The 13,953-nt window shown below is 43.2% G+C and carries 7 protein-coding genes; 1 reads left to right on the top strand and 6 read right to left on the bottom strand.

From position 1 onward, the window contains the following. Positions 1-108: 108 nt before the first annotated feature. The 6 genes from A9970_RS26095 to A9970_RS26070 are packed head-to-tail and all read right to left on the bottom strand — an operon-like array spanning position 109 to position 12,556. Positions 109-1,296 carry an alginate lyase family protein gene (locus A9970_RS26095; RefSeq protein ID WP_259655481.1) on the bottom strand — a complete coding sequence of 396 codons (1,188 nt, stop codon included), beginning with the start codon at positions 1,294-1,296 and terminating at the stop codon, positions 109-111. A gap of 17 nt (positions 1,297-1,313) precedes the next feature. Further along, on the bottom strand, positions 1,314-3,884 hold the full coding sequence (locus tag A9970_RS26090) for a glycosyl hydrolase family 95 catalytic domain-containing protein (RefSeq protein ID WP_182984196.1): 2,571 nt from the start codon (positions 3,882-3,884) through the stop codon (positions 1,314-1,316). Positions 3,885-3,890: 6 nt separating this feature from the next. Further along, complete coding sequence (locus tag A9970_RS26085; protein WP_182984195.1) at positions 3,891-6,362, bottom strand: glycoside hydrolase family 2 TIM barrel-domain containing protein; 2,472 nt, start codon at positions 6,360-6,362, stop codon at positions 3,891-3,893. Positions 6,363-6,399: 37 nt separating this feature from the next. Further along, entirely contained in the window at positions 6,400-7,845 is a 1,446-nt protein-coding gene (locus A9970_RS26080) for an alpha-L-fucosidase (RefSeq protein ID WP_259655480.1), read from the bottom strand. A 25-nt stretch (positions 7,846-7,870) separates the two neighbouring features. After that, positions 7,871-9,439, bottom strand: a complete 1,569-nt coding sequence (locus tag A9970_RS26075) for a RagB/SusD family nutrient uptake outer membrane protein (protein ID WP_182984194.1) — start codon at positions 9,437-9,439, stop codon at positions 7,871-7,873. A gap of 27 nt (positions 9,440-9,466) precedes the next feature. Continuing rightward, on the bottom strand, positions 9,467-12,556 hold the full coding sequence (locus A9970_RS26070; RefSeq protein WP_259655479.1) for a TonB-dependent receptor: 3,090 nt from the start codon (positions 12,554-12,556) through the stop codon (positions 9,467-9,469). Between the two features lie 473 nt (positions 12,557-13,029). Here A9970_RS26070 and A9970_RS26065 point away from each other — a divergent pair, with 473 nt between their 5' ends. Continuing rightward, positions 13,030-13,878 (top strand): RteC domain-containing protein, encoded by an 849-nt coding sequence (locus A9970_RS26065; protein ID WP_095439163.1) that lies wholly within the window; start codon positions 13,030-13,032, stop codon positions 13,876-13,878. Positions 13,879-13,953: the final 75 nt, after the last annotated feature.

The raw sequence follows: 13,953 nt of genomic DNA, 5'->3' as shown, positions 1-13,953 counted from the left end.
AGCGCAAAAAGAGGGTATATCTTCGCAAAGACGTAGCATTAACATTCATGTTATCTGTAGGTTTTTAAGGTGAAACGGTTAAGTTATTTTATAAGGGGGCTAGGAAAATCAAAGCCATATAATTGGGTTGCGAATGGGTAAATTTCGAATAACCTCTTCTTGTTCGGGTGCATGATCAAGCTTTTCCCAAAGCTGCAGATAGTCTTTATTCTGGAAAGCCACTGCCGAAAAGACAAGTGCCGGATGTGCAATTGGCCATTGATCCCAATACATGACATCTTTCTGATAAGGCCATTTTTCTTTAGCTGCAATATAGGGGACCATAAAATCAATCCCCGTTTTTATGGTCCGCCCATCAGACAATGTATACTGCCAAAGGGAGGTATTGGTCTTGGACAAAATCTGACAGATCATGGTCATCGCATCCAGATTAAACAACGCGTATCCATAAGGTTTTGTCCGCTGCAATTCTCTCGGGAAGCTTCCATTAGCTTCCATTTGATTCGGCAGCAGCACATGCGCATAACGATCTGCACATGTATTGAGTAATACAGTGTCTTGCACTAAACTCGAAAATGCGGCTACCTGCATCACCCAACATGTACCATGGTTGTTGGCGGCATTCATTTCATCAATACCATATTGATGCGTTGTAAGCCAGCGTAAATAAGCCGCAAACCAGCGATGTATGGCATCCTTGGCTGCCTGTGGAAAATTGGGGTCGTTTTCAAATATCTTTACGCCCTGTGCAACTTCCATCAGATGAATGGTATCAATAATGCCTATTCCTCGCCCTGTAAAACGCCCTTGTATAGCCTGTGCATAAAGAAGATTCGGATTCATCATCGTTTCTGCATCAACGAACCAAGCCTTTAAATGACGAAGTGCCTGTTGTACATATTTTTTATCCGGATTCAAACGATATGCTGAGGCCAGTGCACCCACGATTCGGCTAAAGCGGATCATTGCTTTACGATGTTCAACGAAATTGGCCGGATTAGTCATCCCATCCCGTTGGATATAGGGCGCAGCTGGATCTTTGGGATCGGGCCACCAATAATCGCCTTCAGAATAAAAATCATGAATACCCCCGGCACTCCGGCCCGCGCTATATGCTGTCACAGTCAATGGTTTCTGCTTCATCGCCCATTTGGACTGCTTTAGGATAACAGGACACAGCGTCTGGATGATCTCCTGCTCAAAAACACCTTCCTTAATTTTTGCCTTCAAAAATAAGGGGGAAATTGCGATCCCAAGAAGACAGCCCATGATGCGAACAATTGATTTAGATTTCATTTTTCCTGGATTTTGATTTATAGCGGAACAATACGGTACTGCTTCCCTTTTATGGTCTCAAATTGAACTTCGAATGTTTTCGTAGCTGCTAACGACGGCAATTTGGACGGATCAGCGATCGTATACGGTAGTTGTTCCGGTTTATATAATAGCGTGTTGTCAGTGACAACTGCCTGATTTGATTCGATGCCGACAACTTTAACAGGTAAAGGTGTACGCAAACGACAAACACCTCCAATATTGGATACGATCATTGCTTCGGTCAATACGTTATTTTTCCAGGAAATGTCTACGGTAAAGTTTCCCCTGGCCTTAATTCCTTTAATCGTCCCAGCAGACCATTCATCAGGTAGAGCCGGCAATAAATGAACAGCACCATCGTGACTTTGCAGCAACATTTCAGTCATTCCGGCCGTAGCACCAAAATTACCGTCAATTTGAAAAGGTGGGTGTGCATCAAATAAATTCGGATAGGCTCCACCACCGCTCATCTGAGCACGATCCAATTTAGGATCGATAAAATTTAAGGCATCCTTGAGGATTTTATAGGCATGATTTCCATCCTGAAGCCTCGCCCACCAATTTGTCTTCCAGGCCATCGACCAGCCGGTACTGACATCGCCCCTTAAAAGCAATGAACGCTTGGCGGCCGCAGCCAAAGCCTTGTTTTCCGCAAGGCTGATCTGATTGCCCGGATATAAACCAAATAAGTGGGAAATATGCCGATGCTGATCTTTTGGATCATCCCAATCTTTAAACCACTCTTGTAATTGTCCATATTGGCCCACCTGATAGGGATAAAGCTTTTCCTTCGCTTCTTCTAGAGCCGATTTAAATTCAGGATCAACACCCAATATCCTACATGAACGAATAACAGCTGTAAAAAGCTCACGAATGATCGCCATATCCATGGTAGAGGCCATGGTCAATTGATATTCTTTACCTGCTATTTTAATTGTATTTTCAGGTGAAGTGGAAGGATTGGTCACGAGATATTTATTTCCGGGATCGGCAATCAGCCATTGCAGCATAAATTGGGCCGCCCCTTTCATCAATGGGTAGGCCTTCTCCTTCAAGAAAGTTTTGTCACCCGTAAAACGATAGTGTTCCCATAGATGTGTGCTCAACCAGGCACCTGCCATAGGCCATGCCGACCAACGTGGCATTCCTTTGGGATCCCAATCATATCCGCCCGGAGGGGAAGTTTTAGCCCATAGATCGGAATTATGATGCACAACCCAGCCCTTATCGATATGATAATTTATCGATGCTGTTTTAGCCCCGTTGATAGCCAACTCATCCATAAAATCAAACAAAGGCTGATGACATTCCGCAAGATTGGTATTTTCAGCAAGCCAATAATTCATCTCTGTATTGATATTGGTCGTGTAATTACTTCCCCACGGTGGCTGCACATGATCATTCCAGATCCCCTGTAAATTTGCAGGCCTTCCTCCTTCTCTAGAACTGGAAATCAACAAGTAGCGCCCAAAATGATAATACAGCGTCAGAAGTCCCAAATCGGCCGGTCCTTTGGAAAACTGCATGACACGCTGGTCTGTAGGTAATTTATCATGTGCAGAAGTACCGGTCAGCTTAAAGGCTACACGATTGAAGAGCATTTGATAATCCCTTTGATGGTCTGCAAGTAAGGTGTGAAAATTCTTTTTGGAGACCGTATTCATGCGGTTTTTTGCGAGCAGTGTGGCATCTTTACCTTCCAGACTCGGAGACTTATCAAAACCGTTAAAACTTGTCGCTTCTGTCAAAAATAATATCACCTCATCAGCGCCTATAATTTTAAGTTTATCCTGCTCTTTTTTTACCACACCACCGGTAGTTTTTACACTGACCTGCATCGCAAAGGTCATCCCTTTTCCGCCAACACTATCGTACACCACCTGTTGGGGTTCATAATCCCTATTGGCGACAAAACTCGGCGCCTTACCCTGAAGGGTCAGTTGATTATCCCCTTCGGTCGAAACGCTATATCGGAGCTTACTGGTTAAGGAAAGATCCAAGGTAATTGATTTTTTCTTGTCCGCTTTCAATCGAACCACCAATGCTTTATCCGGAAAGCTGACAAAACTTTCCCTTTGGTATCGAACACCTTGATACGAATAGCTCACCTGATTGATCGCTCGTTCAAGATCCAGCTCCCGTTTATAATCTTTGACCTTTTTTTCGTCCTGATGAAAGTCCAACCATAAATCGCCCATGGGTAGATACCGAGCAGAATAAGGTCCTTGCATTTTCTTCCAAAGAACTGCTGCGTCTTCATATTTTCCAGCAAAGATGGCTTGGCGCACCTGGGGTAAGATCTGCGGGCCGTTTGGATTATTGCCCGCATCGGGTTCACCCGACCACAGCGTATTATCGTTAATTTGAAATCGATCTTTACTTAGCCCTCCAAAGACCATCGCTCCTGTTGTGCCATTTCCAAGTGGCAGTGCTTCTTCCCACAGTGTGGCCGGCTGATTATACCAAAGCTTCAGCTGCGGCGAATTGCTTTGTGCACAGCATGGAGCAATCGCCCCCAGGAGGCCGAGCAGTAAAAAGAGGTTCAAATGATTCGTTGCTTTTAACATCTTGTGTTATTTTTCTATCGTTAACAAGGTACTCTTTGATCCTTCCATCCGGCCCGATACCACTGCTCTCCCTGAAGGCAGCCGAAGTTTAATCAATGCACGACCATTATAGGCCTGTACTTTTTTCGACCCCGTAGAAGTGCCTTGATCGACGATCAACTGACCATCGCCGGTTGAACCAAAATAGATCCAATCCTTTGCATCGAGACAGGGGGTATTGGTATCATCCACAATTTGGGCTTGCACAGTGACTACTTCGCCTTCCACAGCAATCTGTTCAACAAGTAATTTCGCAGGTTTACCCCACTTTTTTGTCTGATACTGCTGTTCAATTTCATCCACTAGAATTTGGCGTCCGTTTTTTGCAACAGCTTTAATCTGATTGTTTCCTTCGTTCAGTTTTACCATCCAGCGCAAACCTGCCGCTGGAAAATCTTGGCTATTCCTTTTCTTTAATCCTTGACTTTCTCCATTGACAAAAAGCTCAACCTCACTGGCATTGGAATATACCTTTATCATTTTCGACTCCTCTTTTTCACCCCAACGGATCGGCCAAGTATGGCCATAAATATGCAGCATTGGCTTCGCTGTCCAATACGACTGGAATACGTAGTACGATTCTTTTTTGGTAAAATCCCGTTCGACAACACCTTTCTGATTGACATAAGGTACAGGATTGTCTGGCCGTACCGGAGTTGAAAAGTCTTTAAATGGCCAATAGGCTGTCCCCGTGAGCCAAGGCATTGTTTCTTGTTCCTTTAAGTGCCAATCGATGAGATTACAGATGTAGCTTTCACTCCAATCGCCATCTTTAGAAACCCGTGCTGCACCACCAATGAGCGACGCATCGCCTGCCCGTTCATCTGTTGTGCCATCACCTTTGATTTTAGCTAAAGCGCGGTCAGGGTCTTCTGCATGTCGTCTTGCATGACTATCCCCGCCCCACTCCACATGAAGGAAATGTTTTACCTTTTTCATTTCTTCTTCGGACGCTGTTTTATAGTCGGTATAAACACCTCTATACCAACCCGCCCAAATAGAAGGCGAATAAACATCAACAATATCTTTACAGAAATCACAACGTCGTATCGCTGTTTTCCGGCTGGGGTCCAATTGATGAGCTAAATCATTGAGTTCACTCATATAAGCCCTTATCTTCGCCTGATCAAACTCCGTAAAATCACCAGGCCAATCATTTTCATTACCAAGCCCCCAGATAATAACTGATGGATGATTATAATGCTGTTCAATCATATTGGTTAACATCCGTTTTCCCTGAAGTTGATAGACCTCGCCACCTAATCCACCTCTGCACCATGGAATCTCTTCCCAAACCAAGATACCCAGACTATCACAGGCCTCAAGCACTTTACGACTCTGCTGATAATGTCCCAAGCGTATAAAGTTTACGCCCATCTCTTTCATCAGGGTCATCTCTTGTAGAATCTGATCGTCAGTCATTGCTGCAGCTACGCCGGCATGGTCTTCATGACGATGGGTACCACGAAGCAAAAGCCTTTTCCCGTTCAGCAGAAAAGGACCTTTTTCTTTAAACGCTACATGTCGAAAGCCAAAGACACTCTCTTCTTTAAACACTTGTCCATTGCTTTTGATTGTCGTAACTAAACGGTATAAAGCCGGTTGATCAGGACTCCAAAGCTGTGGCTTCTTGACCAGGAATTGTCCAAATTCAAGATTCAACGTCCCCCTATTTACCTGTGGTTGCTGGGTTTGCACGATTTTTCCAGCGGGGTCATAGAGCTGCGTTTCGACTTCAAAACTTGTCTGAGCCGAAAATGGCATCAACCGTCCGCGGACGTTGACCACTCCCTGCTTACCATCGGCCCCTACTGACGCCTCAACAAACACACGCTCCAAAGCTGTCTGCGGAACATATTTCAGGTTTAGATGTCTGTAAATACCTCCATAGACGTTAAAATCAGACAGATCAGAAGGGATCATTTCGAGATCACGTGAATTATCCACACGAATTGAAAGCGGTATTTTGCCCTTAAACTGTTTTTTAAAAGCAGCTGTTTTTTTAAACTTTTCAACGGCATCTGTAATGTCCACAGTCCATTCGTCGTATCCGCCAACGTGCTCCCCAACTTTAATTGTATGGATATAAACAGCTGTCTTTTGTCCGACTCCTTCAAAATGAAGAAGGGTGTGACCATTTAAATAGGGGTTATCGATCTCCAGCGATTTTCTGTACCAGCTCGGTCCCTGATAATAATTGATAGCTGGATCAACAGCGTCCAGCGCATTATAACAGTGCGGCAGATTTATCTGCTGCCAAAGTGGAACAGACTCGGGATTACCGGCTCCCACCGGTCTTACAGCTTCCCAGATTCCCCCCAGATCGCTCTTTAAGAAATCCCAGCCTTGATCAATCCGCTTAACTTCCTGAGCGTGGAGCTGAGCAACTCCAAAAGTCAACAACAACGCAACTATTTTATTCAATCTACTTTTCTTCATTATGCTATTTTAGTATCTGCTTTTCATCTTATCGGCCTTACTCGTCCAAAGCTCCAGTTTTCATGTTCTTTGCTCCGGGCCCTTTTTCGCGCTTAAATTTGCCAGCCACTTCGATCTTAATCACTGTAGCAACAGCATCAATGGCCTGCTCAGGCACGGCAATCTGAATACCATTGGCATTCGATTTTACCTTTAACACTTGATTATTGGCTAAAAGACTAGCTTTTAAAACTTTATTTTCAATCGGAAGTTCAACTATTCCATTTTTTGGCCAGTCAAATACAGAGACATACAAATAAGTTCGCTTTCCATCTTCCTTCATGGTACATCTCCCCCATTCAAATGGCTGTAAAGGACTACTCTTGGTCGCGTAGACTGCTTCACTATTGGCTTTCATCCATTTGCCAATTACAGCCAAACGTTCTATACTCTCCTGTGGAAAGGATCCATCGGGTTTTGGACCAACGTTCAACAAATAATTTCCACCTTTGGAAGCAATATCAACGAGATTGCGGATCAAGGTTTCGGCAGACTTCCATTTATGATCCGATGTGCGGTAGCCCCAAGTGCCATTCATGGTCATACAAGTTTCCCAATGTTTGCCTTCGAGTTCACTCCAATCTGGAATTTTTTGCTCCGGCGTTTTGGTATCGCCGGGGAAATTAGGCCGTTTCAATCGATCATTTGTGATAATATTGGGTTGTAATGCCAATTGGTCCTGAAGCATATTTGCGGCTTCGTCGGTCATGTTGGTTGGTGTATCCCACCATAGCACAGCAATATCCCCATAGTTACTCAACAATTCTTTGACCTGAGGTACAGATACATTTTTAATATAGTCACTAAAACTCGCTGTTTCTTGTTTGGGATCCCAATGGCCATGATGTGCTAGTGTGTAATCATCTACACGGGTTGAATCTGGATTAGGCCAGCCTTCTCGCATTAATTTACGAGCAGCCGATCCACCAGGGTTATTCCAATCCTGCGCCTGTGAGTAATAAAAGCCAAGTTTCAGGCCATATTTTCGGCAAGCTTCGGCCAAAGGTTTCAAAACATCTTTACCGTAAGGCGTCGCATCCACCATATTCCACTTACTCGCTTTTGTTTCAAAGAGTGCAAAACCATCGTGGTGTTTGGCCGTGATAATCAAGTATTTCATCCCGGCATCTTTCGCCATGCGTACCCATTCGTCTGCATTATACTGCGTGGGGTTAAATTGCTTTGCCATCGCCTGATATTCATCAACCGGAATTTTAGAGCGGTTCATAATCCATTCTGCTCCACCACGTGCCTGTTCGTGCCCCTTATAAACGCCGCCAAACTGCGCATATACTCCCCAATGGATAAACATGCCAAACCGGGCTTCTTCCCACCATTTCATGCGTACACTATCGGGCAAGCGATTTACTTGCGCATACAATAATCCCTTACTCATTCCCATGATGAGGATAAGTGCCAGCAACATTTTATATAGAGCTTTCATACCTGAATTTTTCACAGTCCTTAATTTAGAAACCTGGGGTTTGTTTAAAATTGTCATTACCTAAACTTCTGGCCATATCTACCTCAGATTGAGGCACAGGCCATAAGGTATCTCTTGCCATAAATAATCGTGGAGCTCCATCTGGATCCTTGATTTTATCCATCACCTCTTTGATCATCCCCCAGCGTTTCAAGTCAAAATAACGTTGACCTTCCAAAGCCAATTCAATCCTCCGTTCATGACGGATAATATCGCGGAATTCATTTTTTGTCAAGGAACCGCTAAACTGTACGAGCGGCATTTTCACATCAGCCCTGGATCTTACCTTATTCAATGCGTCTACGGCTGTCTGATCAGGCCCTGCACTTTCATTTTTCGCTTCTGCGTACATCAATAAAATATCTGCATAACGTAAGAATACCCAATCCTGATCGCTTTGTGTCGCGTAACTTGTTGGCCATTTCGATTCGTTGATATATTTTCTCGGTAAAAAACCACCCAAAACTCCTTCGGCAACCGGATCAAAAGCAGAAGATGCTGTGGTACCTCGCCATACACCGCGGTACATGATTGTTGACTTCAACCGTGGATCTCTATTTTCGTAAGGATTTTTAGCATCGTAAACTGTCGATTCTTTAATATCCTTTCCATCAATGGCATAATAAGAATCCACCAGATACCCCAACGGTTGTATCGTCTTCAGATAAGAATACATCATATCTGCAGGGCTATACATATTGGGCGGTAAAAATCGAGCGGAGAACATGATTTCGGGATTGTTATTTTGTCCAGGTTTTCGGAATAGATCGCGGTAACCACCCTGATAGATCGAAAACTTGTTTTCATCCATAACAATCTTCGCTGTTGCAGCTGCCTCGGCCCATTTTTTTAAAGTCAACAACACCTTTGTTTTGTAGCCTAATGCAGCTCCCCTCACAGCATGCCCCTTATATCCTGTATTTGGCAGTTTTTCACTCGCGTAATCTAAATCTGCTAAAATCGCTTCGATAACGTTGGTTTTAGGTGTTCTACCCAGCCGAATACTCGCATCGTCCATACCAAGAGGTTCTAAAGTCAATGGCACATCACCGTACAGATTGGTCAACAAAAAGTAGTAATGGGCGCGGATAAAACGAGCCTCTGCTTTATATCGGTCACGGTCCTGCTGGCTCATACTTGTAATGCGGTCAATATTGGCAATCAATTTATTACATGCCGCAATGGCCTGATACGAAATCTCATACCCCTCAGATTGCATTCCGCCGGTTGTCGAGGAGATTCCGGATCGCGAAATAATATTGAAGTTATTGGAGGTACTGGACACAAAGGCATCGTCTGAAAGCCCATCCCAAAACATACTTGCTCCCCCCCAACCACCGCGTGCATTGGATGAAGACGTCGAATTGTATCCCCGGCAAAGAAATTCATAACAGCCCGATAGTGCCAAATCAGCATCAGTCTGCGTTTTCCAGAAGGTTGATTCCGAAATTTTATCCGTTGGATTTTTATTTAAAAAATCTTTTGTACAACTACCTAGTGAAGCTAGCGCAGCTAAGCTTAGGTATAGATATGTTTTTTTTACGCTATTTTTCATCTTTAATTTTTTTTAGTTACCACTAGATTAGAATGTGATGCTCGCTCCAAATGCGAATACTTTATTCTGAGGATGAGTCACATAACGTCCTGATGTTGCACCACCGCTTGATGAAACGCCGCGTTCGGGATCTAAACCGGGGAACTTGGAGAATGTGAGCAGGTTATCTGCCGCAAAATAGATGCGAAGGCCAGAAATACCAGCTTTGGACAAGGTGCTCTGTGGAATAGAATAGCCTACCTGAATATTTTTAAGACGCAGGAACGATCCATCTTTTAAAAAGAAAGTCGACGCGGTCCGTACGTTATTTGCGGCAGGGGTATTTTCAGCACCAACTATTGGAAGCGATGCATTGGGGTTTTCTGGAGTCCAAGCGTCCATCCAGTCGCGGGTGAATGTACCACCTTGCCTGAAAGGAACTATTCCCCACTCACTTACAAATATTTTTTGTCCCTGAGAACCGAAGAAAAAGGCTGTAAAATCAAAATTCTTCCATACAGCCGTCGCATTAAAGGAATAATCGAAATCTGGATAAGCGCCCGGCACGACAATACGATCATTATTGTCCACAACTTTATCGCCATTTACGTCGGCAAATTTCAGATAACCCGGTTGTGCTGGAATCTGTTGCACCGGAGAGGCTGCCACCTCTTCCTTCGAACGGAATATCCCCGTGTTCTCCAAAAGATAAAAACTACCATAAGGTAAACCTTCCCGGATAATGGTATTGCCCGAGATACGTTCGGCTCCATATTTCATCACCTTATTGCGATTGGCCTGAATATTTCCATTGAGGGTCAGCGATACCTCTCCAATTTTATCACGGTACTGAAGACCGAGCTCTATACCTCTGTTACGCAATTCACCATAATTTACGGTCGGTGCAGTCAGCCCAATATAAGAAGGGAAAGCCGTAGATGCAGATAAAATATCTGATGTTACTTTGTTATACCAATCGAAAGAAGCGGTCAATTTGTTGTTCCATAGCCCGAAGTCCACACCGAAATCCAGGACTTTGGTACTCTCCCATTTGATCCGGTCATTCGCCATGGCTACCTGGCGAGCCCCCTGTTGGAGTGTTTCATCAAAAGGATAAGCAAAAGAAGAATTGTAAACAATCTGATAAGGGTAGTTACCAATATTCTGATTACCCAGTGTTCCAATGGAGGCTCTTAATTTTAGTTCATTAACGACCGTCTTCAATTTCGGCCCATAAAAGGTCTCATCCGAAACTTTCCAACCTCCGGATATTGAAGGGAAAAATGCCCATTTTCTATTTTCAGGGAAACGTGAAGACGCATCATAACGTGCATTACCTTCGAGTAGATACTTGCCTTTGTAGTCGTAGTTTAATCGACCATAGTAAGACCTCAATGACCATTCATTGGTTACACCGCTATTAGACTGTTGGCCAGCTCCGCCACCATCAAGCTCAAGCAAATCATTGTTGGGAAACTGCAACCTACTTCCGAACAATTTTTGTGTTTTATTATATTCTGCCTGGGTTCCTGCCAGTACTTTCATGTTATGATTTCCAAAAGACTTATCGTAAGTCAGTTGTGTATAACCCACCGGGTACACATTGTTGTCGTCCGTTACTTCTAGCCCTTGACCACCGACATCAAGCTGTCTGGCGGGTAGGTCATCGGGTTTGGCGAACCACATGTATTGATTAATCACAGGTTTGTTGGTATAGTTTTTTGTAAAGCCATACGTCAACCCGCCGCTAGTCTTCCAATCCAGCCCATCCAATATTTTCACATTTAAAAAAATATTGCCTTGCATAAAATAATTGTTCAGTCTTGTAAATGCATTTTCAGCAACTGCAACAGGGTTTTTATTTGGGGACTGAAAAGGATATGCCCTGGACGTATAACGACCACTACCATCTGGTAATACAGGTCCATAAAGTGGTGATTGACTAATGGTAGACAAAAACTGATCTTCACTACCGTTTCTAGGGTATTTCCGATCGCCATAATTCAAGGTAATGCTTGAACCAAAACTTATCCGATCATTGATTTTAGAGCCTAGGTTAAGCTGTAGATTATACTTTTTAAAAGAAGTCCCGATCATAATATCAGGCTGATTGACGTAGCCCAGTATGACGTTGTAATTTGTTCCTCCGGCACCACCACTTAAGCTTAAATTGTGCGTCTGTACTGGGACTGTTCTAAAGACAGCATCCAACCAGTTAAAATCGGGATATAATTTTTTATCTGTTGCATTTTTGTAGGCATCAATCATCTCCTGGCTAAAAGAAGCATTTGGATTTGTGACACCGGAGTTTTTATTTGCCTGATTATACAGGTTCATATAATCAACGGAATTATATACGAGGTCTGGAAGAGCTGAGGCTTTGGTAATTCCGACATTATAATCGTAGCTCAGTTGTGTTTTTCCAGCTTTACCCTGTTTTGTCGTCACAAGAATAACCCCATTTGCTGCTCTTGCCCCATAGATAGCGGCTGAGGCAGCATCTTTCAATACGGTGATATTCTCGATTGCTTGAGGATTTAAATTTTCCAAACTCCCGGGAATACCATCTACGATAACCAGTGGAGCGGAAGAGGCGCCATACGACCCCAATCCCCTTACCTGGAGATTCACATTTTCATTCCCTGCTTCTCCTGATCCTTGCGTAACACGAAGTCCGGGCATGCGACCTTGAAGTAATTGCGTTGGATTTGTAGCGATACGTTTGTTAAGCACCTTACCATCGACAGCAGCAACAGCACCGGTTAAATTACTTTTTTTCTGGGTACCATAGCCTACAACAACCACTTCGTCAATCAGACTACTGGACTCCTGGAGAACGAGATTAATGTGATCTTTCTTATTGACCTGGACTTCGGCCTTCTCTTTGCCTACCAGCGAAAATATCAGGACATCAATATCTCGCGCAAGAATCTGATAATTGCCGGCCCCATCGGTTACAGTGCCGTTTTTCACCCCCTTTATCTGTACTGTAACCCCCGCAAGAGGCTCGCCTGTTGAGGAGCTTACTTTTCCGGATATCTTTATTTGCGATTGGGCAAGCACCACTGGTGCAGACATGCTCATCAACGAAAATAAAAGTAACCCCTTCCCTACCGTTTTGGTTATCGGTGTTATCATAGTTGTTTTGGTTTATTTGGTTATTTAACGAAGTAAATGAACTCAAATATCAAAAATCGTTCACAGCAAAAGGAGTATTTTTTGTTCAAATAGGTGGAATAAATAGCTTCATTCCTGATTTTCAACACGATTAAATGGTTTTTTCGAAAAAAATAATAGAAACGCTAAATATCGCTTATAATTAGCGGTTTATGAGAAAGGCAATCGTAGGAGGTAACGATTTAGTAATGGTGCTTACTGCATTCATCTTCACTTGAATTCCTTGTAAATCAGTAGCAAATATAAAAAAAATAAAGGTCAGTTGGGCGATTTTTTCGCCCTTTTTTCATGAATGTATTTGGAGTTTTTAATAAAGCATTTGGTGTACCGTAGAAAAAAATATTCCCGAAGTTCGGGTTATATCAGGGAAAATATCCATTACTAAGGTTAACCTTTGTATGAGAATAGTTTTAGTGTAATTAAAATCGTAGGTTATGAAACATCCATTACACACTATTATAGCGGAAATCCAAAAACAGGAAAGAAAGCTATCTGCCGAGGCTCCGAGTTTTATTGATGAGGCATACAGAATGACTGTTTATCTCCAAGAGCTTTTGCACCATGTTAAAGAGGATATTATCAAAGAGGGCTTTGCCAATAAAGCCGAAGAAATCCGTTTTTTTAAGCAGATAAAGCCCAACATTCTCGGCAAACTCATTTACTACAATAAGGTTTACCGCATTGAAACAGCTTGTCCTGCGGAAAACGGACACCTCTACCAAAATTACTTTGCCCTGCAATTACGGGGATTGCAGCAGGAATACAAGGAACATATCTGCAACTCGGATTTTTACAGATACTACCGCTCCGGTAGAACCGACCGTGACGAACATTATTATTCGCTGGGCAATATCAATTATTACGATGGACTGAACAGCTTCGTTTTTGAAATTGACCCCAAATTCTCTACCTACTTCGATTATAAAGTCGCAAAAATCATCGCCAACGAACTCATCTACAATTACCTCACTACGAAACTTACCCCCGAACAAACACCCGATGTACTGTTGCAGAATGCCGATGCAAAAGATATTTTTTGGACACAGACAAAAAATGCCCTTATCGAACTCATTTATGCGCTCCATGCTGCCGATGCCCTTTCACACGGCAAATTAGGCATCCGCAAAATCAGTATGGTATTCCAAATCCTTTTTCGTATTTCGCTTACGGACATCCACAACAGTTTCCACCGGATGAAAACCCGAGCCGGTTCACGGACATTGTTTTTAGACCAACTGAAATTCAGTTTGGAAGAATATATGGACAGAGAAGACAACGGTTAAATAGTTGTCTTTTTTCGTTTAATAGAACAGCATCTTTATCGGTGCTGTTCTTTTTTTGCCCCTTTGCCTATATCT

Origin of the sequence: Sphingobacterium sp. UME9, from assembly GCF_014170215.1 — a bacterium.
Classification (GTDB): domain Bacteria; phylum Bacteroidota; class Bacteroidia; order Sphingobacteriales; family Sphingobacteriaceae; genus Sphingobacterium; species Sphingobacterium paramultivorum.
This window is presented reverse-complemented; position numbering and strand designations above follow the sequence as displayed.

Excerpts from the sequence above, each read along its gene's own strand:
- A9970_RS26095 (WP_259655481.1), bottom strand. The coding sequence starts at position 1,296 with ATGAAATCTAAATCAATTGTTCGCATCATGGGCTGTCTTCTTGGGATC.
- A9970_RS26090 (WP_182984196.1), bottom strand. The coding sequence starts at position 3,884 with ATGTTAAAAGCAACGAATCATTTGAACCTCTTTTTACTGCTCGGCCTC.
- A9970_RS26085 (WP_182984195.1), bottom strand. The coding sequence starts at position 6,362 with ATGAAGAAAAGTAGATTGAATAAAATAGTTGCGTTGTTGTTGACTTTT.
- A9970_RS26080 (WP_259655480.1), bottom strand. The coding sequence starts at position 7,845 with ATGAAAGCTCTATATAAAATGTTGCTGGCACTTATCCTCATCATGGGA.
- A9970_RS26075 (WP_182984194.1), bottom strand. The coding sequence starts at position 9,439 with ATGAAAAATAGCGTAAAAAAAACATATCTATACCTAAGCTTAGCTGCG.
- A9970_RS26070 (WP_259655479.1), bottom strand. The coding sequence starts at position 12,556 with ATGATAACACCGATAACCAAAACGGTAGGGAAGGGGTTACTTTTATTT.
- A9970_RS26065 (WP_095439163.1), top strand. The coding sequence starts at position 13,030 with ATGAAACATCCATTACACACTATTATAGCGGAAATCCAAAAACAGGAA.